The organism is Streptomyces sp. NPDC091209, assembly GCF_044757755.1.
Taxonomy (GTDB): domain Bacteria; phylum Actinomycetota; class Actinomycetes; order Streptomycetales; family Streptomycetaceae; genus Streptomyces.
Genome location: NZ_JBIVVR010000001.1, coordinates 1,002,241 through 1,024,805, shown reverse-complemented (window position 1 = coordinate 1,024,805; position 22,565 = coordinate 1,002,241). Strand labels below are relative to the sequence as shown.

Annotated in this window: 17 protein-coding genes, 2 tRNA genes and 1 pseudogene; 17 read left to right on the top strand and 3 right to left on the bottom strand. The window is 70.8% G+C overall.

Going from position 1 to position 22,565, the window contains the following annotated elements; translation table 11 throughout:
- The first annotated feature begins 12 nt into the window (after positions 1-12).
- From ACIQRL_RS04495 to ACIQRL_RS04460, 8 genes and pseudogenes are all read left to right on the top strand, one after another.
- A complete protein-coding gene (locus ACIQRL_RS04495; protein ID WP_401326877.1) occupies positions 13-1,875 on the top strand; it encodes an LCP family protein in 1,863 nt (620 codons plus the stop codon).
- Between the two features lie 113 nt (positions 1,876-1,988).
- The gene (rsfS, locus tag ACIQRL_RS04490) at positions 1,989-2,432 is read left to right on the top strand and encodes a ribosome silencing factor (RefSeq protein WP_365871313.1); all 444 of its coding nucleotides are present in this window, start codon (positions 1,989-1,991) and stop codon (positions 2,430-2,432) included.
- Entirely contained in the window at positions 2,429-3,115 is a 687-nt protein-coding gene (locus ACIQRL_RS04485; protein WP_401326874.1) for a histidine phosphatase family protein, read from the top strand. Before rsfS ends, ACIQRL_RS04485 begins: the two co-directional genes overlap by 4 nt.
- Positions 3,116-3,232: 117 nt before the next feature.
- Positions 3,233-3,305 (top strand) — tRNA-Ala (locus ACIQRL_RS04480).
- Positions 3,306-3,611: 306 nt separating this feature from the next.
- Positions 3,612-3,759, top strand: a pseudogene (locus tag ACIQRL_RS04475) (MFS transporter); the annotation flags it as partial.
- A gap of 69 nt (positions 3,760-3,828) precedes the next feature.
- A complete protein-coding gene (locus ACIQRL_RS04470; RefSeq protein ID WP_401326871.1) occupies positions 3,829-4,002 on the top strand; it encodes a hypothetical protein in 174 nt (57 codons plus the stop codon).
- A 3-nt stretch (positions 4,003-4,005) separates the two neighbouring features.
- A complete protein-coding gene (locus tag ACIQRL_RS04465) occupies positions 4,006-4,239 on the top strand; it encodes a hypothetical protein (RefSeq protein ID WP_037618755.1) in 234 nt (77 codons plus the stop codon).
- Between the two features lie 455 nt (positions 4,240-4,694).
- Positions 4,695-4,767: transfer RNA gene (locus ACIQRL_RS04460), tRNA-Ala, on the top strand.
- Between the two features lie 136 nt (positions 4,768-4,903).
- Here ACIQRL_RS04460 and ACIQRL_RS04455 read toward each other — a convergent pair.
- Together ACIQRL_RS04455 and ACIQRL_RS04450 are read right to left on the bottom strand one after the other, a co-directional pair.
- Positions 4,904-6,520: an NADH-ubiquinone oxidoreductase-F iron-sulfur binding region domain-containing protein gene (locus tag ACIQRL_RS04455; protein WP_401326867.1), complete on the bottom strand. Its 1,617-nt coding sequence runs from the start codon at positions 6,518-6,520 to the stop codon at positions 4,904-4,906.
- On the bottom strand, positions 6,517-7,812 hold the full coding sequence (locus ACIQRL_RS04450; protein ID WP_401326865.1) for a cytochrome b/b6 domain-containing protein: 1,296 nt from the start codon (positions 7,810-7,812) through the stop codon (positions 6,517-6,519). Before ACIQRL_RS04450 ends, ACIQRL_RS04455 begins: the two co-directional genes overlap by 4 nt.
- A 407-nt stretch (positions 7,813-8,219) precedes the next feature.
- On the opposite strand from ACIQRL_RS04450, the gene leuS reads away from it, so the two are divergent.
- The 8 genes from leuS (at position 8,220) to holA (ending at position 19,551) form a co-directional block, all read left to right on the top strand.
- A complete protein-coding gene (leuS, locus tag ACIQRL_RS04445; protein ID WP_401326862.1) occupies positions 8,220-11,108 on the top strand; it encodes a leucine--tRNA ligase in 2,889 nt (962 codons plus the stop codon).
- Between the two features lie 196 nt (positions 11,109-11,304).
- On the top strand, positions 11,305-12,036 hold the full coding sequence (locus tag ACIQRL_RS04440; protein WP_401326859.1) for a hypothetical protein: 732 nt from the start codon (positions 11,305-11,307) through the stop codon (positions 12,034-12,036).
- A gap of 72 nt (positions 12,037-12,108) precedes the next feature.
- Positions 12,109-12,954, top strand: coding sequence for a DegV family protein (locus ACIQRL_RS04435; protein ID WP_401326856.1), 846 nt, complete (start codon positions 12,109-12,111; stop codon positions 12,952-12,954).
- A 168-nt stretch (positions 12,955-13,122) separates the two neighbouring features.
- Positions 13,123-14,358 carry a helix-hairpin-helix domain-containing protein gene (locus ACIQRL_RS04430; RefSeq protein WP_401326853.1) on the top strand — a complete coding sequence of 412 codons (1,236 nt, stop codon included), beginning with the start codon at positions 13,123-13,125 and terminating at the stop codon, positions 14,356-14,358.
- Between the two features lie 350 nt (positions 14,359-14,708).
- The gene (locus ACIQRL_RS04425) at positions 14,709-17,282 is read left to right on the top strand and encodes a ComEC/Rec2 family competence protein (protein ID WP_401326851.1); all 2,574 of its coding nucleotides are present in this window, start codon (positions 14,709-14,711) and stop codon (positions 17,280-17,282) included.
- A gap of 4 nt (positions 17,283-17,286) precedes the next feature.
- A complete protein-coding gene (locus ACIQRL_RS04420; RefSeq protein ID WP_401326848.1) occupies positions 17,287-18,120 on the top strand; it encodes an arylamine N-acetyltransferase in 834 nt (277 codons plus the stop codon).
- 99 nt (positions 18,121-18,219) lie between these two features.
- Positions 18,220-18,465: a hypothetical protein gene (locus ACIQRL_RS04415; protein WP_401326845.1), complete on the top strand. Its 246-nt coding sequence runs from the start codon at positions 18,220-18,222 to the stop codon at positions 18,463-18,465.
- A gap of 99 nt (positions 18,466-18,564) precedes the next feature.
- Positions 18,565-19,551, top strand: coding sequence for a DNA polymerase III subunit delta (gene holA / locus ACIQRL_RS04410; protein WP_401326843.1), 987 nt, complete (start codon positions 18,565-18,567; stop codon positions 19,549-19,551).
- A gap of 384 nt (positions 19,552-19,935) precedes the next feature.
- On the opposite strand, the gene rpsT is transcribed toward holA, so the two are convergent.
- Positions 19,936-20,202: a 30S ribosomal protein S20 gene (rpsT, locus tag ACIQRL_RS04405; protein WP_261702665.1), complete on the bottom strand. Its 267-nt coding sequence runs from the start codon at positions 20,200-20,202 to the stop codon at positions 19,936-19,938.
- A 291-nt stretch (positions 20,203-20,493) separates the two neighbouring features.
- Between rpsT and lepA the strand changes: the two genes are divergently transcribed.
- Complete coding sequence (lepA, locus tag ACIQRL_RS04400; protein ID WP_401326840.1) at positions 20,494-22,362, top strand: translation elongation factor 4; 1,869 nt, start codon at positions 20,494-20,496, stop codon at positions 22,360-22,362.
- Positions 22,363-22,565: the final 203 nt, after the last annotated feature.

The window sequence follows — 22,565 nt, the reverse complement described above, 5'->3', positions numbered from 1 at the left end:
GAGGGGCACCCGGTGAACGACCGATACGACGGATACTCGGGCGGCGACCAGTACGAACTCGTCGGCTACGACGAGTTCGGGCAGCCTGTGTACCGGCAGGTCCCGCAGCAGCCTGCCCAGGGGTACGACGGCTACGGCGCCCAGCAGCAGGGCTACGGCTACGACCCCTATGCGACGGGCCGTCAGGAACCTGTCCAGCCCTACGACACAGGCCGGCAACCGCCTGTGTCGCCCTATGACACCGGCCAGCACCAAACGGTGTCGGCCTATGACACAGGCCAGCATGAAGTGGTGTCGCCCTATGACACCGGCCAGCACGAAACCGTGTCGCCCTATGACACCGGCCAGCAGCCGTCCGTCCCCTCCTTCGACCCGTTCGGCACCGGCACGCCCCGAGCCGGCGGGAACGGGGCCACCCCGACGTCGTACGACGCCTACGGGCGGACCGCCGACACGGCGGGTGCCGCGAGCTCCGGCCGGCAGCCCCGGGGCGCCGAGCGGACCGCCTACATCCCGCAGCAGGCCGGGCCGCAGCAGGCCGGGCCTGCGCCGGACGGGCCGGCGAAGGACGGCGCTCCCCGGGCCGACCGGGACTACCGCACCGAGCAGTTCGCCTTCGTCGAGGAGCAGGAAGCCGAGTCCGAGGACGTCATCGACTGGCTGAAGTTCACCGAGAACCGTACCGAGCGCCGCGAGGAGGCCAAGCGCCGAGCCCGCAGCCGGGTCGTCGCCCTGGTCGTGGTCGTCGCCCTGGTCGTCGTCGGTGGCGCGGGCTACCTCTGGTACGCGGGCAAGCTGCCCGGCACCGCCGCGCACGCCAAGCCGGGGACCACGACGGCCGTCGCCGCGCAGAAGCGCGACGTGATCGTCGTCCACCTGCACAACACCAAGGGCGGCGGCACCTCCACCGCCCTGCTCGTCGACAACACCACCACCAAGCAGGGCACCACCGTCCTGCTGCCCAACTCCCTGGCCCTGACGGACGACGACGGCTCGACGACCACGCTCGCCAAGTCCGTCGACGGCGACGGCTCCTCCGGGACGCGGGACGCGCTCGACACCGTGCTCGGTACCAACATCCAGGGCACCTGGCGACTCGACACCCCCTACCTCAACAACCTCGTCGAGCTCGTCGGCAATATCGAGGTCACCACGAACACCGACGTGCCGGACCCCGACTCCAAGAAGAAGGGTGACCCGCCGCTCGTCAAGAAGGGCACGGACCAGACGCTGAGCGGCAAGACGGCCGTCGCCTATGCCACCTACCGGGCCTCCGGCGAGGCCCAGGACGCGCAACTGGAGCGGTTCGGTCAGGTCATGCAGGGAGTCATGCGCAAGCTGTCCTCGGACAAGCAGGCGGCGACCACCACCGTGCAGACCCTGGCCCAGATCCTCGACCCGTCCCTGACCGACCAGGACCTCGGCGCCTTCCTCGCCAAGCTCGCCGACCTCGCCAAGGGCGGCGACTACAAGACCGCGCTGCTGCCGGTGCAGCAGGACGGCACCCTGAGCGCGAGCGCCTCCAGCGGCGTGATCAAGGACGTCCTGGGCGGCACGGCGAAGAGCCCCGACGCCGGGTCCGCGGTCCGTGTCGGCATCGAGAACGCCACCGGCGGCAAGGCGGCCACGAACCAGGCCCGTATCGTCCTGGTCAACGGCGGCTACACGTTCCTGGACTCCGGTACCGCGGGCGCCGCCCAGAGCGTGTCGCGGATCACCTACAGCGATCCCGCCAGGAAGGGCGACGCCGTCGAGGTCGCCAAGACCCTGGGCCTGCCCACCAGCACGGTGAAGAAGGGCACGGTCACCGGCAACGCGGACGTGTCCGTCGTCCTCGGCCTGGACTACAAGGTCAGCAGCACCCCGAAGGGGTGACCGGCATCACGCCCCGGGGGTCACCCGGGGCGTGGCCGGAGAAACGCGTGGGGTGTCCTCGGCGGTCCGTGAGACCCTTGAGTCGTAACCGACCGCCGACGGAAAGCCGCGTAGTGACCGCCACGGACCGCTCCATCGAGCTCATCAACACCGCCGCGCAGGCGGCCGCAGACAAGCTCGCGCACGACATCATCGCCTACGACGTCAGCGATGTGCTCTCCATCACCGACGCCTTCCTGCTGGCGTCCGCGCCCAACGACCGCCAGGTCAAGTCGATCGTCGACGAGATCGAGGAGCGCCTGAACAAGGAGCTCGGCATCAAGCCGGTGCGCCGCGAGGGCGACCGCGAGGCACGCTGGGTGCTGCTCGACTACATCGACATCGTCGTGCACGTCCAGCACAGCGAGGAGCGCGTCTTCTACGCCCTGGAGCGGCTGTGGAAGGACTGCCCCGAGCTGGACCTGCCCGAAGAGGCCAAGGCCACCCGCGGCAAGGGCGCCGAGCACGCCAAGTTCCAGGCCGAGGAGGACTCCGCCGACATGGGGGAACTGCGGTGAGCGCCGAGGCCCGGAGGACGGCGGGCGCGAAGGGCGAGGAGAAGCCCGGCAGGGGCCGCCGCGTCATCCTGTGGCGGCACGGCCAGACCTCCTGGAACGTGGACCGCCGCTTCCAGGGATCGACGGATGTCGAGCTGACCGAGACGGGCATCGGGCAGGCCCGGCGTGCCGCCCGGCTGCTCGCCTCGCTGCGGCCCGACGCCGTCGTCGCCTCGGACCTCAAGCGCGCCGCCGCCACGGCCGCCGAGCTGGCCGAGCTCACCGGCCTCGACGTCACCCACGACGAGGGCCTGCGCGAGACCTACGCGGGCGTCTGGCAGGGTCTGACGCACGAGGAGATCATCGCCCGCCACGGCGAGGAGTACGCCGCGTGGAAGCGCGGCGAACCGGTGCGCCGCGGCGGGGGCGAGCTGGAGACCGAGGTCGCCGACCGCGCCGCCCCGGTGGTGCTGAAGCACGCCGAGAAGCTCCCCGACGACGGCACCCTCGTCGTCGTCAGCCACGGCGGCACGATCCGCACCACCATCGGCCGCCTGCTCGGCCTGGAGTCGCACCACTGGGAGAGCCTCGGCGGCCTTTCCAACTGCTGCTGGTCCGTCCTCGGCGAGGGCGCCCGCGGCTGGCGGCTCCTGGAGCACAACGCCGGCACACTGCCGGAGCCGGTGCTCGGCGACGACGACTGACCTGCACCGGGCGGCCCTCCGTCCGGTCGCGCGGGCCCGGCGGGACCGGATTTCACTTTCCGGCTGGTCGCAGGCTAAAGTTCTTCTTGTTCGGCCCGCAGGGCGGGAAGAACGCAAGGGGCTATAGCTCAGTTGGTAGAGCGCCTGCATGGCATGCAGGAGGTCAGGAGTTCAATTCTCCTTAGCTCCACAGACCGACTCTCTCGCGAGTTGTCGGACATCGGTGAAGAAAGATCCCGTTCCCGTCTGGGAGCGGGATTTTTCGTTGTTCGTCCCCGAGTTGGGAGCCTCGGGTGTGAAGAAGGCGCCGGAGTGGGCGCAGTTGGCGGCCGGGCCGTCCAAGGGCGGGCCCTGGGACGCCATCGGACGCGCCGTGGGAAACCACCGGACGCGCCGCCCTGACGGCGGCCGCGGTCACCCGGACCCCGTCTCCGCCCGGCTCGGCCGAACCGGCCGGACCGGCGGTGCTGTGGCTTTCGGCCCGTGTGCCGTGGCCTTCGGCACACTCTTCTTGAACCGGCTTGAGTCACTTGGGGCCCTCGGGGCGTATACCTTTGCGGACGCGCTCCTGGCGTGCGTGTATGCGCCGGCCGCTGCAGCTGCGCTGGGTGCCTGTGTCCGGACTGGTACGAAGGCGTCGCTGACCGTATTGCTCCGGCCGTGGCAGAATCAAACGGCCGGAAGGGGGCGCGGCCCGACGGGAGGGAGTAGCGATGCCTGCCAGCATCCTCGAGGAGGTCGACGATCTCCTCGAAGTGGCACTGAACAGTAAGAAAGTCACCCTCCTCGACTGCCCTTCCTGCGGATCGGTCCACGTTGCCCAGGTTCTCGGTGACAACGGTGGAATCTCCTACGTGTGCACGGCCTGCGGCCACAGCTGGAGCTGATTGATGGGTGCGCACAGGCGGAAATGCGATTGGTGCGGCAGTGGTACGCCGATCGTCCGCGACATGGAGCCGGTCAACCACGACTACCAGTACTGGTGTGAGGAGTGCGCGCGGGCGCTGATCATAAAAGGCGACCCCATCGAGACGTACCGCGAGCTGGAGGGCGAGCCGATCTACGCACGGCTCCTCGACGAGCACTGCACTCTCAAGCGGTTCTACTCGTTCGCCACGGCCTGACCCCGGCGACGGCCGGACGCGCGCCCGCTTCCCGTGGCGGGCCGGCGACGTCAATCCGGCGCCGGTCCCGTGTAGTTCCCGCTTGCCGGGCCGCCGTGACGTCTGCCACACGCGCGCCCGCGCGGGACGCCTCGGCCGTCCAGGAGCGACGTCCGCGCCCTTCGCCGCCAACCGGCCGCCGCGAGGCCTGAGCGGCCCGCCAGAGGCCGCGTGACGGCCCGGGAGGGCCACCCTCCCCGCCATCCCTCCCGACGCCCTGGAAACCCGTTCGGCCCAACGGGCGTAGCGGGGCGGGCAGGCGGGAGCGACAAAGCCCATAAAGCGCGACATGAGAGCCGAATCGGTACAGACGGGAAACGATTTGGTGGTGCACCAGGAGAACCGTGTAATGTTGGCGTCGCCGCCGGGGAAACCGGGCGACACGGTGAATACGCGGCCTGGCCGCGTGGCCACAAGGGGCTATAGCTCAGTTGGTAGAGCGCCTGCATGGCATGCAGGAGGTCAGGAGTTCAATTCTCCTTAGCTCCACAGACGTTGAAAGCGGGCCACCCGATCTGGGTGGTCCGCTTCTTCGTTCTTGAGCTCTCATCGCGGAACATTCGTCCGGTGACCCGCGGAACGTGCCGAAGGCGGGCCACCGTTCCTGGTGGCCCGCTTCCTCGTGTCAGCGGCCGCTGCCGAGCGCGCGGCGACCGCGCCCCTGGGAGAGGACCGGCAGGTTGCGTGCCGGAGCGGAGGACCTGGTGTCCTCCTCGAGGCGCAGGGCGAGCGCCGGGCAGCGGCGCACCGCGCGCAGGGCCTTCGCCTCGGCGTACGCGGGCACCGGGGCCTGCGCGACGGTCGGGAAGCCGTCGGCGCCCAGTTCGAAGACCTCGGGGAGGATGTCGGCGCACAGGCCGTGCCCGCGGCACAGCGTCCAGTCGACGAAGATCTTCTGGCGGCTGGGACCCGCCTCCTGCTCGCCGGGGCCGCTGAGGATGCCCATCGGCACCTGACCGTCCTCGAAGAGCGGCAGAACGCCCTCCACGGGCCTTCCGCAGCCGTTTCCGAGGACGTGTGCGGCGAGGTCGTCCGTGAACGCCTTGAGGGTCGACTCGATGAACATCGCCGAACCGTCCGGGTGGGAGCAGGCACCGCGCCGTTTCACGGACTTGGCGACCTGCTTCACGGCCTCCAGGGCCGCCGGGCCGCCGCCGTTGAGGATGTCCGCCAGACCGCGCGCCGCGGCGGGCAGACCCAGGTAGCAGGGACCGCACTGTCCCGCGCTCTCGTCGGCCAGCCACTGCGCCACGCGCAGCGACTCGCCGAGGGGGCAGGTCTCCTGGGTGATGGGGAGGATCGCGCCGGCGCCGAGCGCACCGCCCACGGCGGCCAGGGAGTCCCGCGAGACGATCGCCTCGTTGACCGTCGCCGCGTCCAGCCACTTGCCGTGGTAGCCGCCGGTCAGCACGCCCTGCGGCATCGCCGGGGCGCCGGCCAGCTGGAGCACGTACCGCAGGGGTACGCCGGTGGGGACCTCGATCACCATGGGGCGCGCGACCGCGCCCGAGACGGTGAGCATGACGGTGCCGGGCTCGTCGTACAGGCCCGTGTTGCGGTAGCGGTCGGGGCCGATGCGGGCGGCGATGGCCAACTGCGCGAACGTCTCGGCGTTCGACAGCAGGGTCGGCGCGCCCCCGACACCGGTCTGGGACGCGCTGACCTTGCGGCCCGGCGGAACGGCCGGGCCGCCGTCGATCGAGCGGATCAGCGACGCGGCCGCTCCGGTCACCATGCGGATGGGATTGCGCTGCACGCGCGCGCGGAGGGGCGATCCCCTGCGGTTGCTCAGCCCCCGCTCGGCCAGCGCCGCTTCCATGGAGCGCTGTGTGGACTCGCGGGTCACGCCGATCACGAGCGTGCGGGCCCCCATGGCCTCCGCGACCAGCAGGGCGCCGTCGAGGATGAGGTGCGGGGCACGGTTGATGAGCACCGTGTCCTTGCGGCAGGCCGGTTCGTCCTCGCTTCCGTTGACGACCACCACCGGGCGGATGCCCTTTTTGATGGCCGACTCGGCGACCGAGCGCAGTTTCTTGGCGAAGGGGAAGCCCGCCCCGCCGCGGCCCTTCAGGTTGATGTCCTCGGCGAGGCTTGCGAGCTGTTCTCCGCCCAGGGGTTCGAGCGGCCCATGCACCTTGAGGTGCATGGGTAGATCAAGGCGTTCAACCAGGTCGAAACCCGACGTGAGCTGCGGAAGTCCGACGACGCGGACTTCCGGGACGTCGGGCAGGGCCTCGTTCACTTAAAGCCTCCGGAAGGGGCATTCCATGATTCACCGGAGCCAGGAGCGTCGAAGGCGCCCGGCAGTACGTCAGTCGTGGGACCGCTGTCGTACGTGTCGTTGGTGTTGTACGTGCGGTAGGACGCGTTCGTCTCACCGGTGTTGTACACATCACTCGTGCCGTAGCCGTTGGCGGGCGAATTGCCATAGACCGGAACGGTGTATCCGGTGTCGTTCAGCGGGTCGTACGCCGACGCCGGTGCCTCGCCGACGGGGGGCGGTGAGGGAACGGGCCAGCTGCTCGGGGTGCCGCCGTTGTCGACGCGGGGAAACGTCTGGGTGGGCTGCATGTTCACGGGCATCTGGAACTGCTGTGTCCCGGGGGCCGCGGCGCCGTCGCCGGACGGTGTCACGGCCCGGTAGGCCGCCGCGAAACCGGCCGTGTCCGCGGGGTCGGGCGCCACGCCGTACAGCGGGGACGAGGGCTCCTTGCGCTCCTTGCGAGGGGACGGGACGGAGCCGGTGCCCGCGGAACGCCGGTCGGAGCGACCCGCGGAACCATCCTGCGGCGACTCCATCGCGGCGGCGCGAGAGGCCTCCAGGTCCTCGCGGAACCCGCGGGCGCTGCCGCCGCCGGTGAGCGCCAGGATCCGCGCGGCGACCTTGTGCTTGAAGGGGTTCGGGGCGGCGCGCAGCGCGAGGGCGGCTATCACGCCGACCAGGCACAACTCGTACGAGACCATGAAGAAGGTCTTCGCCGGGCGCCCCGCGAACAAGCCGTGGATCAGGGCCGCGCACAGTGCGGGGTAGGCCAGCATGTGCATCGCGCGCCAGCGGGCGGCGACCACGGCCGGTGCGGCGAACTGATTGCGCAGCGCGCCGGTGATGCCCACGAAGATCATGAGCAGGCCGCCCAGCGAGCCGAGGCCGATGAGCCCGCCGAGGCCCGTGACGCCCAGGCTGAAGGGGATCAGCGCGGCGATCAGGACGGTGTGGTCCAGTGCCAGCTTGACGGTGATGTGCACCAGGAGGAAGGCGATCGAGCCGACGGCGGTCACACGGTGGACGCCCTGCGCGACGATCCGCTGACGCGTGTTGAGGAGGAGCCGGTCCTGGGCGACCAGGCCCCAGATCACCGAGCAGGTCAGGCAGACCAGCGACAGGACGCCGGCGCCGAAGTTCAGGAAGTCCTGGACCGCGTTGCCTCCCGCCAGCACGATCACGGGTATGAGGATCAGGACGGCAGCCGACGCCACCCCGTAGGCCGAACGGCCCATCCGGGGAAGCGAGCTGTTGTTACGACGAGGGTCCATGAGGGGGTACTCCCAAGGGTTCGGGGAAGCGGTCCCGAAGGCGCACTCTAAGTCGAGAAATACCGACGAGTTCCAGGTTTCAGTTATTGCGTTGTTACCAAAGGGCAATGAGGTCTTTGTGTTGTCCGCAAGCGTCCGTTAAGCGAAGTAAAATTTGAACATCGTTCAACGTTTTCGGAGCGCGTGAAGGCGGCACGGAGTGCCGGGCGGCCCGAAAGCTCGTCGCGGCCCGCGCGGACGCTGCTGTAACCTGACGCCATGCGTGCCGTACGCCTTCTGCTTAGTGAGCCGCGCTGATCAGTCCCGATCGCTGACGAATCGCGGTCGGCATCGGCGCGGCGTCCCCTCCTGTGCGAGGGGTTTTTTCATTTCTGCTGGCAGAGACGATCGATGGAGCTTTGAGGATCATGAGCGAGACGAACACCGCTGCCACCGCCGAAGTGGCCGCGCCGCACCGCTACACGGCCGCCCTGGCCGCTGACATCGAGGCACGCTGGCAGGACTTCTGGGACGCCGAGGGGACGTACGAGGCGCCGAACCCCACGGGTGACCTGGCCGGGGACCCCGAGCTGGCGGCCCGGCCCAAGAAGTTCATCATGGACATGTTCCCCTATCCCTCGGGTTCCGGTCTGCACGTGGGCCACCCCCTGGGCTACATCGCCACCGACGTGTTCGCCCGGTACCAGCGCATGACGGGCCACAACGTCCTGCACACCCTGGGCTTCGACGCCTTCGGCCTGCCCGCCGAACAGCACGCCGTGCAGACGGGCGAGCACCCTCGGATCACCACCGAGGCGGCCATGAACAACATGAAGTCCCAGCTGCGCGCCCTGGGCCTGGGCCACGACAAGCGCCGGTCGTTCGCCACGATCGACCCGGAGTACTACAAGTGGACCCAGTGGATCTTCCTGCAGATCTTCAACTCCTGGTACGACGACGAGGCCGGCAAGGCCCGTCCCGTCTCCGCGCTGGTCGCCCAGTTCGAGAGCGGTGAGCGCGCCGTTCCCGCCACCGGCTCCACCACGCGCGCGTGGAACGAGCTGAGCGCCACCGAGCGCGCCGACGTCCTGAGCGGTTTCCGCCTGGCGTACGCCTCCGACGCGCCGGTCAACTGGTGCCCCGGCCTGGGCACCGTCCTGGCCAACGAGGAGGTCACCTCCGACGGCCGTTCCGAGCGCGGCAACTTCCCCGTCTTCAAGGCCAAGCTGCGCCAGTGGAACATGCGTATCACCGCCTACGCGGACCGCCTGCTGGACGACCTGGACGCGCTGGACTGGCCCGAGGCCATCAAGCTGCAGCAGCGCAACTGGATCGGCCGCTCCGAGGGTGCCCGCGTCGACTTCCCGATCGACGGCGAAGCGATCACGGTCTTCACCACCCGCCAGGACACCCTGTTCGGCGCCACCTACATGGTGCTGGCGCCGGAGCACCCGCTGGTCGAGAAGTTCACCCCGGACGCCTGGCCCGAGGGCACCCACGAGGTGTGGACCGGCGGTCACGCGACCCCCGCCGAGGCCGTCGCCGCCTACCGCGCGCAGGCCGCCTCGAAGTCCGACGTCGAGCGGCAGGCCGAGGCCAAGGACAAGACCGGCGTCTTCACCGGCACGTTCGCGACCAACCCGGTCAACGGCGAGAAGGTCCCGGTCTTCATCGCCGACTACGTACTGATGGGCTACGGCACCGGCGCCATCATGGCCGTCCCGGCGCACGACACCCGCGACTTCGCGTTCGCGCGCGCCTTCGAGCTGCCCATGCGCTGTGTGGTCGAGCCCTCGGACGACCGCGGAACCGACGCCTCGACCTGGGACGACGCCTTCGCCTCGTACGACGCGAAGATCGTCAACTCCGCCGGCGACGACATCTCCCTGGACGGCCTGGGCGTGGTCGACGCCAAGGCGCGCATCACGGAGTGGCTGGAGCGCCGGGGCATCGGCGAGGGCACCGTCAACTTCCGGCTGCGCGACTGGCTGTTCAGCCGCCAGCGCTACTGGGGCGAGCCCTTCCCGATCGTCTACGACGAGGACGGCGTCGCCCACCCGCTGCCCGAGTCGATGCTGCCCCTGGAGCTGCCGGAGATCGAGGACTACTCGCCGCGCACCTTCGACCCGGACGACGCGAACACGTCCCCGGAGACCCCGCTGTCCCGCAACGAGGACTGGGTCGCCGTCACCCTGGACCTGGGCGACGGCCGTGGCCCGCGGAAGTACCGCCGCGAGACCAACACCATGCCCAACTGGGCCGGTTCCTGCTGGTACGAGCTGCGCTACCTGGACCCGCACAACGACCAGAAGCTGGTCGACCCGGCCATCGAGCAGTACTGGATGGGCCCCAGGGAGGGCCAGCCGACGGGCGGTGTCGACCTGTACGTCGGCGGCGCCGAGCACGCCGTGCTGCACCTGCTGTACGCCCGCTTCTGGTCGAAGGTCCTGTTCGACCTGGGCCACATCTCGTCGGCCGAGCCGTTCCACAAGCTGTTCAACCAGGGCATGATCCAGGCCTACGTGTACCGCGACAGCCGCGGTATCGCCGTACCGGCGGCCGAGGTGGAGGAGCGCGACGGCGCCTACTTCTACCAGGGCGAGAAGGTCTCCCGGCTGCTGGGCAAGATGGGCAAGTCCCTGAAGAACGCGGTCACCCCCGACGAGATCTGCGCCGAGTACGGAGCGGACACCCTGCGCCTGTACGAGATGGCGATGGGTCCCCTGGACGTGTCCCGGCCGTGGGACACGCGCGCGGTGGTGGGCCAGTACCGCCTGCTGCAGCGGCTGTGGCGCAATGTCGTCGACGAGGCGACCGGCGAGATCACGGTCGTCGCCGCCGAGCCGGACGAGGACACCCTGCGGGCCCTGCACAAGGCCATCGACGGCGTGCGCCAGGACCTGGAGGGCATGCGGTTCAACACCGCCATCGCCAAGGTCACCGAGCTGAACAACCACCTGACCAAGACGGGCGGCCCGATCGCGCGCCCGATCGCCGAGGCGCTGGTGCTGATGGTCGCGCCACTGGCCCCGCACATCGCCGAGGAACTGTGGCGCAAGCTGGGGCACGCCGACTCGGTCGTCCACCAGGACTTCCCCGTCGCCGACCCGGCGTACGTCGTCGACGAGGCCGTGACCTGCGTCGTGCAGATCAAGGGCAAGGTCAAGGCGCGTCTGGAGGTCTCCCCGGCGATCTCCGACGCGGAGCTGGAGAAGGTGGCGCTGGCCGACGAGAAGGTCGTCGCGGCGCTGGACGGCGCGGGGATCCGCAAGGTGATCGTGCGCGCGCCGAAGCTGGTGAACATCGTCACGGCCTAGCCGTCATGGCGCAGTCGTCACGGCGTGGCGGGCGCCGGGCTCCGGTCCGGTGCCCGCGCAGGTCCGGGCCGTGCGACGGCTCGGGGTAGTCCCCTACGGGCAGGTTCGGGGTTCTTCTGGAACTCCGAACCTGCCCGTAGCGTTTACCGTTGAGAGCGCGGAGACAGTTGCCGCGGCCGGTCGGAGGAGGAGTGTGATGGGTACCGTGATCACCGTAATCGCCTTGCTCTTCCTGCTGTTCGTGGTGTTCGGCGCGTATGCCACGGTGAAGGTGATCGGCGCCGCCAAACGCGGCGTTGACCGCACGATCTCGCAGGCCCGGCGCACCGTCGAGGACACCACCCTGCGCGCGAAGACCTTCACCCAGTTCGGCCCCCAGGGCGAGCTCGCCCAGCTCAGGCTGTCGCTGCGCACATCGATGCGGGCCACCCAGGACGCGCTGCAGGCGAGCGTGGCGGAGGACGAGTCCCTCAAGGAGTCCCTGAGCCTCTTCGAGCGGCTCAGCACGCACGGGCGCGAGCTGGACGCCGAGCTGAAGCGCCTGGAGGCCGAGCCCGACCGGGGCACCCTCGCCACCCGGCTGCCCGGTCTGCGCGAGCGCACCCAGCGGATCACACAGTCGGCGGACTCGCTGCGCTGGGCGGCCCGCGACCGGGCTCACCGCTTCGCGGGCGACGACCTGGACACCCTGAGCGCCCAGATCGACGTGGAGGCCGGCGCACTGCGTCACTGGACCAAGGAGCCGGGGCCCGCCGCGTCCTGGCCCGACCCTCCCACGGCGGACGAGGGCACCTCCGGCGGACAGACCTGGCCCCCGGCCCCGGGGTCCCGGCCGGCGGACGAGCCGCCGCGTTCCGCCATCACACCGCCCGGCCAACGGCCCACCTACCCTTGGCAGAAGAAGCCCCGGCCCGAGAGCACGACATGATCCGGCCGCCCCGACCGCAGGTGGAAGGGGCCGGGCTGCCGCCCACCCGTCCCGCCAGGTAACCTCCAGCTCATGTCCCGCCATGTCGCGATCGTCACCGATTCAACGGCCTACCTGCCGCCGCGGACGATGGAGCGCCACAGCATCACGGCGGTTCCCCTGACCGTGGTCCTCGGTGACCAGGCGCTCGAAGAGGGCACCGAGATCTCGGCCCGCTCCCTGGCCCAGGCACTGCAGAAGCGGCGCCCCGTCACGACGTCCCGGCCCAGCCCCGAGACGTTCGCCGCGGCCTACCGCAAGGTCGCCGACTCCGGCGCCACCGGCATCGTCTCCCTGCACCTGTCCTCCGAGTTCTCGGGCACCTACGACGCCGCGGTGCTCGCGGCGCGGGAGGCGCCGGTGCCGGTGCGCGTCGTCGACACCGGGATGGTCGCGATGGCCCTCGGGTTCTGCGCTCTGGCCGCGGCCGAGTCCGCCGAGGCGGGCGGGACCATCGACGACGCGGTCACGGCCGCGGAGAAGCGGGCCGCGGGCACGGCCGCGTACTTCTACGTCGACACCCTCGACTACCTGCGCCGTGGCGGCAGGATCGGGGCCGCGCAGGCACTGCTGGGGTCCGCGCTCGCGGTGAAGCCGCTGCTGCAGCTCAACGACGGCCGCATCGAGCTTCTCGAAAAGGTCCGGACGGCGTCCAAGGCGATCGCCCGCCTGGAAGAGATCGTCGCCGACCGTGCCGGCGGTGCACAGGTCGACATCGCCGTTCACCATCTGGCGGCCCCCGAGCGGGCGTCCGCTCTCGCGGACCGTCTGCGGGCGCGCCTGCCGGGGCTCGCCGAACTGCATGTGAGCGAGGTGGGCGCGGTGATCGGAGCCCACACGGGGCCCGGACTGCTGGGGGCGGTTGTCTCGCCCCGGTGAGACGGACCCCTGTGGTGTGCGTGTGCGCCGTCTTGGTGTGCGTGCGCGCCGCCGTGGTGTGGGTGCGCGCCGCTCGTGAGGGTGATGGAGTTATCCACAACTGAGTGGCTTTCCACCGGAATTGAGCAAGATCATCGCGAAGGTGCCGGGTTGCCGGATCCTCGTCGCATGGCACTTCGATCAAGCTCACGCACCGCCACACCGACCAGCGGTCCGGGTCGTGGCCCCCTCTCCGACAGCCGCAGCCGTCATCGCCGCCGGGACCGGCGAAGCCGGGCCTGTCGCCACGAGGCGTCGGCCGCGGCCCTCCGTCTGCGTACCGACGCGCTCTTCACCGAACGCGCGCAAGGGCGGCGGGAGTTGGGGAACGCGCCGCCGGGGGCGGACCACGACGTCGGGGACGGTCCGAGGGCGAACGCGGCCGCGGGCACGGGAGTTCCGGCCGATGCCCGGGGACCGCGGAACCACCGGGCCGGGTCCTGCGGTCCTGACACCGCGCCGGATGCCGGCGGGGCCTCGCGGTCGGACCGTTCGCCGGCCGACGGAACGGCGACGACGAGCGCGCTGCATGCGAGCGCGCCGACCGGTGCTGAGTCGGCCCGGAGTGTGCCGATCGGGAGTGCGTCGGCCGGGAGTGCGTCGGCCGGGGAGGCGGGCGCGTGGCGGGACCGGGCCCGGCTTGCCGTGCGGGAGAGGCTGCCGTTGTGGGTGCAGTCGAGGTGCGGTCTCGAACGCCGGAGTGTGGCCGCGCTGACCGTACTGCTGGTCGTGGCCGCCGTCTTCGCCGTGCAGCACTTCTGGGCAGGCAGGACGCAGCCGGTCCGGGCTCCCGAGGTGGTGAGCGCTGCGGCACCGTACGGCGAGAAGCGCGGACCGGGCGATCGGCGGGGCACGGAATCCGAAGCCCCGGCCGGAGTCTCGACCCCCGCGGGCCCGGCCGGTGCGACCGGCAGCGCCATCGTCGTGGACATCGGCGGAAAGGTGCGCACCCCGGGACTCCGGCGGCTGCCGGCCGGTTCCCGCGTCGAGGACGCCCTGCGAGCAGCCGGTGGGGTACGGCCAGGCACGGACACCGACGGCCTCAACCGGGCGCGGCTCCTCGTGGACGGCGAACACATCGTGGTCGGCGCATCCGCACCCCCGCCGGGACCCGGCCCGGGCGGTTCGGGGCCGGTCGGCGCCGGAGGTGCCGCGGCGGGCGCTGCGCCCGCCGCGCCCGTTCCCCTCAACACGGCCACCGTCGACCAGCTCGACGCCCTGCCCGGTGTCGGTCCCGTCCTGGCCCGGCACATCATCGACTACCGGTCGGCGCACGGCGGTTTCCGCTCGGTCGACGAGCTCCGCGAGGTGAACGGAATCGGAGACCGCCGCTTCGCCGATCTCCGGAACCTGGTGCGGACATGAGCGGCTCCAGGAGGAAGGGGGAGCGGGCCGGTCCGGTGATGCGAACCACGCGTCGCAGGTCCCTGACCAGGAATCGGCCCGAAGGGACTGTCCCCTCCGGCGGCTCCCTACGGAGAGGACGACCGGGTGGGCAGGCAGCCGCGCGAAGGCGGCGGGGGCCGGAGGGGGCGCGAGCCCTCCGCGAGCCGGACGGGGCCCCAGGCCTGCCCGGTGCGGTGATGACGCCGGAGAACTCCGAGCCGGCAGTCGCGCGAGGGCTGCGCGGGCCGGAGGCGGCGAGGGATCCCGGTGAGCCGGCAGGTCTTGCGACGCGTCCGGCAGGTCCTCCCGCCGCCACCGGCCGGAGATCCGTGCACGCCGACTCGGGGAGTCGGCTGGGGGCCTCGCACCCCAGGGTGGAGGGGCCGACCGACCTCCGGCTCGTGCCGCCCGCGGGTGCGGTGTGGCTCACGGCGGCCGTGACGGTCGGGGCGTCGCCGGGCTGGGTCACGGGTGTCGTGGCCGTGTCCCTGGTCGCGGGTGCCGTACTGCTGGCGGCGGGACGGAGAGGCGCGCGTACGGGGCGGAGAGACTTGTGTACTACCGGGCAGGGAGAGGTGCGTACACGGCCGGGAGAGGTGCGTGCAGGGCCGGCGCGAGAGGCGGCGCCGCCGGGCGCGTGGCCGTGGGTGTCCTTCGCCGCCGTGCTGCTCTGTGTCGGCGCGGCCGCGGCCTCCGCGGGGCTGCACGGAGCGGATCTGCGACGCGGACCCGTTCCGGCGCTCGCGCAGCGGTTCGCCGATGTGACCGCCGAGGTGGAGATCACCTCCGATCCCCGGCTCACCCGGCCCCGGATCAACGGGGACCACATCGCTCCGACGGCTCTGCTCTTCGACGCCGACGTCACGCGGGTCGTACAGGCGGACGGCACGGTGCTGGCCACTCGGGCGCCGGTCCTGGTGATCGTCGACGCGCGCTCGCGACGGGGCTCGCCCCGGGAGGCCGGCGGGCGCTCGCCCTGGTTGTCGCTGCTGCCGTCCACGCGGCTGCGGGTGGCGGCGCGGGTCGTGCCCGCTCTGTCCGGCGGGGACGGCATCGCGGCGGTGTTGCGGGTGCGCGGGAACGGGCCGCCCGAGGTCGTGGGAGAGCCGTCCGGACCGCAGCGGTTCGCCGGCCGGCTGCGCGAAGGACTGCGGGAGGCGACCGACGGGCTGGACCCGGACGCGCGGGCGCTGCTGCCGGGGCTGGTGGTCGGGGACACCTCGCGCGTCACGCCGGAGCTGGACGACGCTTTCAAGGCCACCGACCTCACCCACCTCCTCGCCGTCAGCGGAGGCAATCTCGTCATCATCCTCGCGCTGTTCATCGGGCCGCCCGGGCTCGCCCAGCGAGTCGAGCGCCGGGGCCTCGCGTCCCGGCTCGGGGTTCCGCTCCGGGCGACCGCCCTGCTCGGCGGAGCGCTCACCCTCGCCTTCGTGATCGTGTGCCGGCCGGACCCGAGTGTGCTGCGGGCCGCGGCCTGCGGATCGATCTCGCTGCTCGCCATCGCGACCGGGCGCCGCAGATCGCTGATCCCGGCACTGGCCGCCGCCGTTCTGCTCCTGGTGCTGTACGACCCCTGGCTCGCCCGCAGCTACGGATTCCTGCTCTCCGTCCTCGCGACCGGAGCCCTGCTCACGCTCGCCCCGCGCTGGAGCGCGGCGCTCCAGCGGCGTCGTGTCCCTCCGCGGCTGGCCGAGGCGTTCGCCGCTGCCGCCGCCGCTCAGACGCTGTGCGCGCCGGTGGTCGCCCTGCTGTCGGCCCGGGTGAGTCTGGTGGCGGTGCCGTGCAATCTGCTCGCGGAGTTCGCGGTCACACCGGCCACGGTGCTGGGCTTCGCGACACTGGCGACGGCGTCCTTGGCGATGCCGGTGGCCAAGGCCCTGGCGTGGTCGGCGAGTTGGCCCGCCCGGTGGATCGCGGGCATCGCGCGCACGGGAGCGGCCCAGCCCGGTGGGGGAGTGGACTGGCCGGATACGTGGGCGGGCGCCCTTCTGCTGGCCCTCGTCACGGTGGTCCTCGTGGCCGTCGGCCGGCGGTTGCTGAGGCATCCGGTGCTGAGTGGTGTCTGCGCGGTGCTGTTCCTGCTCGTCGTGGTGCGGCCGCCGCCGCTCACCAGGGTGATCACGGGATGGCCGCCGCCCGGCTGGAAGTTCGCGATGTGTGACGTGGGACAAGGCGACGCGACCGTGCTCGCGGTGGGCGACGGCAGTGCGGTGGTGGTGGACGCGGGACCCGACCCGGTCTCGGTCGACCGCTGCCTGAGCACGCTCGGCGTCACCAGAATCCCGCTCGTCGTGCTGACCCACTTCCACGCCGACCATGTAGCGGGGCTGCCGGGCGTGCTCCACGGGCGTTCGGTGGGCGCGATCGAGACGACCACTTTCGAAGAGCCTTGGGAACAGGCCGAGTTCGTACGGAGGGAGGCGGCCGCGCGGCACATTCCCGTGACCCGGGCCGTGGCGGGGGAGCGGAGGCGCACGGGAATCCTCGACTGGCGGGTGCTGTGGCCGCCACCGGATCCGGTCCCGCCCCCGGACGGTCCGAACGACGCCAGTGTCACCCTGCTCGTACGGTCCGCGGGGCTGCGACTGCTGTTGCTCGGCGACCTGGAGCCGCCCGCGCAGCAGGCCTTGTCGAGATCGCCGGCGGTCGCGGAACTGGACGGTGTGGATGTGCTCAAGGTCGCCCATCACGGGTCCGCGTATCAGGATCCGGAGCTCATACGCAGGGTGGCTCCGCGGCTCGCGCTCATCTCCGTGGGCAGCGACAACCCCTATGGACATCCCGCCCCGAGCACGGTCGCGGCTCTGCGGGCCGGGGGCGCGGTGGTGCTGCGGACCGACGAGGACGGTGACCTCGCTGTCACCGGTGCGGGCGAAGGGCTGAGTGTGGCGCGACACTGAAGGCATGAATTCCGCACAGGCCGACGCCTACCTTCGCCGTATCGGGGCCCAGCACCCGGCATGGCCCACGTCCGATGTGCTCCGTGAGCTCCAACTGCGCCACCTGCAAACCGTGCCGTTCGAGAACCTGTCCATCCATCTCGGCGAGGAGATCGCGCTGGAGGAGAAGAGGCTGCTGGACAAGGTGGTGGGCGCTCGGCGAGGGGGTTTCTGCTACGAACTGAACGGCGCGTTCGGGGCGTTGCTGGCGTCGCTGGGCTTCGATGTGACGTATCTCGCGGCGCGGGTGTACGGGGACGAGGGGAAGCTCGGGATTCCTTACGACCATCTCGCGCTGCGGGTGCGGACGGTGGACGGGGGCGACTGGCTGACCGATGTCGGATTCGGGGCCCACAGCCACTACCCGTTGTCGTTCATGGAGCGAGGTGAACAGCGTGACCCCGGTGGGACGTTCCGGGTCGTGGAGTCGGGGCCGGACGCGGCGGGAGTGCGAGGGGCCGGCGGATCGAGGGAGCGCGAGGACCTCGATGTCCACCTGGGCGACAAATGCCAGTACCGCCTGGAGGTACGGCCGCGGGTGCTCGGGGACTTCGTCGTCGGAGCCTGGTGGCACGGCACGTCGCCGCAGTCGCACTTCACCCGGTCCTTGGTCTGTTCGCGGGTCACGGAGGACGGAGGGCGGATCACGCTCAGCGGCCGCAGGTTCACCGTGTCGACGGCCGACGGGACCAAGGAGGTGTCGGAACTGGCCACCGACGAGGAGGTGCTGGCCACCTATCGGGAGCGCTTCGGAATCGCACTCGACCGGGTGCCGGAGGTCGAGGGGGCTGCTCAGTAGTCCAGGTCCGCCCGGGCGGCACACGCCGGTACGGCCACGCGTGCGGGCCACAGGAGGACCCCGGCGTCGGTCGCGTCGGGCGTATCGGAAAATGTTCGTGTGAGCGATGTGAGACATGTACTGGTGCTGCCCGACCGTGATGCCGCGGAAGAGGCGGTCGAGGCCGTCGGTGACCGGTTCGGGCTCCTGGAGGAGCCGCAGCTCGTCCGGGACGCGCTGGCGGGCGAGGACGATGCCGAGGACGCGCAGTGGCTGGTGGTCCTGACGGACCCCGACGCGCGGCTGGACCCGAAGGAGCTGGACGAGTTCGCGGCCGAGTGGGACGGCTGGCACGAGGAGCCGTAGCCCGAGCCGGGCACGGCCAGGCCAAGTCCGGGCTTCGCGCGGGTCGGGGGCTGCGGATCGCGGGTCGGGTTGTCAGTGGCGCGTGGGATGCTTTCCGTGATGGCCAAGAAGACCGCACAAGACGACCCTCTCGCCCCTGTCACTCTGGCAGTGGGCCAGGAGGATCTCCTGCTCGACCGTGCCGTGCAGGAGGTGGTGGCCGCCGCCAGGGCCGCCGACGCCGACACGGATGTACGGGACCTCACCCCGGACCAGTTGCAGCCGGGCACACTCGCCGAGCTGACGAGCCCCTCGCTCTTCTCCGAGCGCAAGGTCGTGGTCGTACGCAACGCGCAGGATCTGTCGGCCGACACGATCAAGGACGTCAAGGCGTATCTCGGAGCGCCCGCCGAGGAGATCACCCTGGTGCTCCTGCACGCGGGTGGGGCCAAGGGCAAGGGGCTGCTCGACGCCGCGCGCAAGGTGGGGGCGCGGGAGGTGGCGTGTCCCAAGATGACGAAGCCGGCGGACCGGCTGGCGTTCGTGCGGAGCGAGTTCCGGGCGCTGGGCCGGGCGGCCACCCCCGAGGCCTGTCAGGCGCTGGTGGACTCCATCGGGAGCGACCTGCGGGAGCTGGCGTCCGCCGTGTCGCAGCTCACCGCGGATGTCGAGGGGACGATCGACGAGGCCGTCGTCGGGAGGTACTACACCGGGCGGGCCGAGGCGTCCAGCTTCACCGTGGCCGACCGGGCCGTGGAGGGGCGGGCCGCGGAGGCGCTGGAGGCGCTGCGCTGGTCGTTGTCGACCGGCGTCGCTCCCGTCCTGATCACCAGTGCGCTCGCGCAAGGGGTGCGGGCGATCGGGAAGCTGTCCTCCGCGCGGGGCGGCAGGCCCGCCGACCTGGCCCGTGAGCTGGGGATGCCGCCGTGGAAGATCGATCGGGTCCGGCAGCAGATGCGGGGATGGACGCCGGACGGGGTCGCCATGGCGCTCACGGCCGTCGCGGCGGCGGACGCCGGGGTCAAGGGCGGCGGGGACGATCCCGAGTACGCCCTGGAGAAGGCGGTCGTGGCCATCGCCCGGGCAGCTCGCTCCGGTCGGCGTTAGCCGAACGCCGGTCACCCCGTCCGAACCGTTCCAACCGTCCGAACCGACCGTTCCAACCGTCCGAACCGGTCTAACCGTCCGAACCGACCGGCCCCACCGGACTGACGGCCCCCGGGGCTCTGTGCCGCGGCCAGCCGGTGTCCTGGTCCTGCCCTCGGACGGACCGGCAGGGGCACCGGCACTGCCCCAGCACACCGAAGGCCCCGCTCGTTCTCCCGGGGAAGGGAGGGGCGGGGCCTTCGGTCCAAGATGGTGGATTCACGCCCGCGTGGCGAACGCAGATCGTGCGTGAATCCGGGGGTGTCGGTCGGGAGCGGGAGAGAGGGCCTGCTCGGTTCCGCCGACGGTCAAGTCAGGGGTCGAGCCCCGGAGGGCTCAGCCGACTCAGCCCTTGAGGGCGGCGACCTTCGAAGCAAGCGCCGACTTCTTGTTGGCGGCCTGGTTCTTGTGGATGACGCCCTTCGAGACGGCCTTGTCGAGAGCGCGCGACGCGGCGCGCGTGTACTCGGTGGCCTTCTCGACGTCACCCGCGGCAGACGCCTCGCGGGCCTTGCGGATCGCGGTCTTCAGAGAGGACTTGACGGCCTTGTTGCGCAGCCGGGCCTTCTCGTTGGTCTTGATCCGCTTGATCTGGGACTTGATGTTCGCCACGAATGAGCCTTTACAGGTTCAGGCGCGCGAGACAGCACGTCTCGCTCGCCGTTTGATTTTCTTGGGTGCGTCTCCTGCTGAGAGGGCACGAGACACAGCTACCCAGGCTACCAGTCGCCGTACGACCGGCCCAAACCGGCCGCCCGTCCTGGTCGAGGGGCCCCCGGAACGGGTCGCGGCCCGCCCCGCTCACGCGGCCCAAACCGGGCGCAGCTCCCCGCGCGTGGGACCATGGAACCTACGTATCGATCCGACCCGAGGCGACAGGCGCCTCAAGAGACAGGACCCTGCGTGCCCGCGACCCCTAACAATGTGCCCGAGCCGAGCCGTACCGACCCGGCTCTGATCCGCAATTTCTGCATCATCGCGCACATCGACCACGGCAAGTCCACGCTCGCCGACCGCATGCTCCAGTTGACGGGGGTGGTCGACGCGCGGCAGATGCGTGCTCAGTACCTCGACCGTATGGACATCGAGCGCGAGCGCGGCATCACGATCAAGTCCCAGGCGGTCCGGCTGCCCTGGGCGTCGACCGAGGATCCGGGCAAGACCCACATCCTCAACATGATCGACACCCCGGGGCACGTCGACTTCACGTACGAGGTGTCCCGGTCGCTCGCGGCCTGTGAGGGCACGGTCCTGCTCGTCGACGCGGCCCAGGGCATCGAGGCGCAGACTCTCGCCAACCTCTACCTGGCGATGGAGAACGACCTCAAGATCATCCCCGTACTGAACAAGATCGACCTGCCGGCCGCCCAGCCGGAGAAGTTCTCCGAGGAGCTCGCCAACCTCATCGGCTGCGACCCCGAGGACGTTCTCAAGGTCTCCGCCAAGACGGGCCTGGGCGTCGAGGCGCTGCTCGACAAGGTCGTCGCCGAGATCCCCGCCCCGGTCGGCGTCCAGGACGCTCCCGCCCGCGCGATGATCTTCGACTCGGTCTACGACTCCTACCGCGGTGTCGTGACGTACGTGCGTGTCATCGACGGGCAGCTCAACAAGCGTGAGCGCATCCGGATGATGTCCACCGGCGCGACCCACGAGCTGCTGGAGATCGGGGTCTCGGCCCCGGAGATGAAGGCGGCCGACGGTCTCGGTGTCGGTGAGGTGGGCTACATCATCACCGGCGTGAAGGACGTCCGTCAGTCCAAGGTCGGTGACACGATCACCACCCTGCACAAGGGCGCGACCGAGGCGCTCGGCGGGTACAAGGACCCCAAGCCCATGGTCTTCTCGGGCCTGTATCCGCTGGACGGGTCCGACTACCCCGAGCTGCGCGACGCCCTGGACAAGCTCCAGCTCAACGACGCGGCGCTGGTGTACGAGCCGGAGACGTCGGCGGCGCTGGGCTTCGGCTTCCGTGTCGGTTTCCTCGGGCTGCTGCACCTCGACGTGATCCGTGAGCGGCTGGAGCGCGAGTTCGGGCTCGACCTGATCGCGACCGCGCCGAACGTGGTCTACCGCGTCGAGATGGAGGACCGCAGCGAGCACATCGTCACCAACCCGAGCGAGTTCCCCGAGGGCAAGATCGACAAGGTGTTCGAGCCCGTCGTGCGGGCGACCATCCTCGCGCCCTCCGAGTTCATCGGCTCGATCATGGAGCTGTGCCAGACCCGGCGCGGCACCCTCCTCGGCATGGACTACCTCTCCGAGGACCGGGTCGAGATCCGCTACACGCTGCCGCTCGCGGAGATCGTCTTCGACTTCTTCGACCAGCTCAAGTCCAAGACCCGCGGCTACGCCTCGCTGGACTACGAGCCCACCGGCGAGCAGGCCTCCAGCCTGGTCAAGGTCGACATCCTGCTGCACGGCGACAAGGTCGACGCGTTCTCGGCGGTCACCCACAAGGACCAGGCGTACGCCTACGGGGTCCGGCTGGTCGCCAAGCTGCGCGAGCTGATCCCGCGGCAGGCCTTCGAGGTGCCCATCCAGGCGGCCGTCGGCTCCCGGGTCATCGCCCGCGAGACCATCCGCGCCATCCGCAAGGACGTCCTCGCCAAGTGCTACGGCGGTGACATCTCCCGTAAGCGGAAGCTGCTGGAGAAGCAGAAGGAAGGCAAGAAGCGGATGAAGATGGTGGGCTCTGTGGAGGTTCCGCAGGAGGCCTTCATCGCCGTGCTGTCCAGCGACGACAGCGGCCCCGCGGCCAAGGGCAAGAAGTAGTCGCTCCGAATGCCGCAATTCAGGGCCCGTCGCGCTTCGGCGCGGCGGGCCCTGTGCTTGTCTCCGGGGTGTGTCCTGGAGGAAGAGACGGTCCGTCGCCTCTTACGCACCGGCCGGACGCGCTCTAGTCTGATCTCTGCTCGGTAGTTACTCGCGAGTTAAACAACAGCCGCAATTGAGCCAGCCGCACTGCCGCGGGCCCC

What these genes read in the sequence shown, in the direction of transcription:
- ACIQRL_RS04420 (WP_401326848.1), top strand. Translation starts at nt 17,287, where the DNA reads ATGAATTCCGCACAGGCCGACGCCTACCTTCGCCGTATCGGGGCCCAG.
- ACIQRL_RS04470 (WP_401326871.1), top strand. Translation starts at nt 3,829, where the DNA reads ATGCCTGCCAGCATCCTCGAGGAGGTCGACGATCTCCTCGAAGTGGCA.
- leuS (WP_401326862.1), top strand. Translation starts at nt 8,220, where the DNA reads ATGAGCGAGACGAACACCGCTGCCACCGCCGAAGTGGCCGCGCCGCAC.
- ACIQRL_RS04440 (WP_401326859.1), top strand. Translation starts at nt 11,305, where the DNA reads ATGGGTACCGTGATCACCGTAATCGCCTTGCTCTTCCTGCTGTTCGTG.
- ACIQRL_RS04430 (WP_401326853.1), top strand. Translation starts at nt 13,123, where the DNA reads ATGGCACTTCGATCAAGCTCACGCACCGCCACACCGACCAGCGGTCCG.
- ACIQRL_RS04450 (WP_401326865.1), bottom strand. Translation starts at nt 7,812, where the DNA reads ATGGACCCTCGTCGTAACAACAGCTCGCTTCCCCGGATGGGCCGTTCG.
- ACIQRL_RS04465 (WP_037618755.1), top strand. Translation starts at nt 4,006, where the DNA reads ATGGGTGCGCACAGGCGGAAATGCGATTGGTGCGGCAGTGGTACGCCG.
- holA (WP_401326843.1), top strand. Translation starts at nt 18,565, where the DNA reads ATGGCCAAGAAGACCGCACAAGACGACCCTCTCGCCCCTGTCACTCTG.
- ACIQRL_RS04435 (WP_401326856.1), top strand. Translation starts at nt 12,109, where the DNA reads ATGTCCCGCCATGTCGCGATCGTCACCGATTCAACGGCCTACCTGCCG.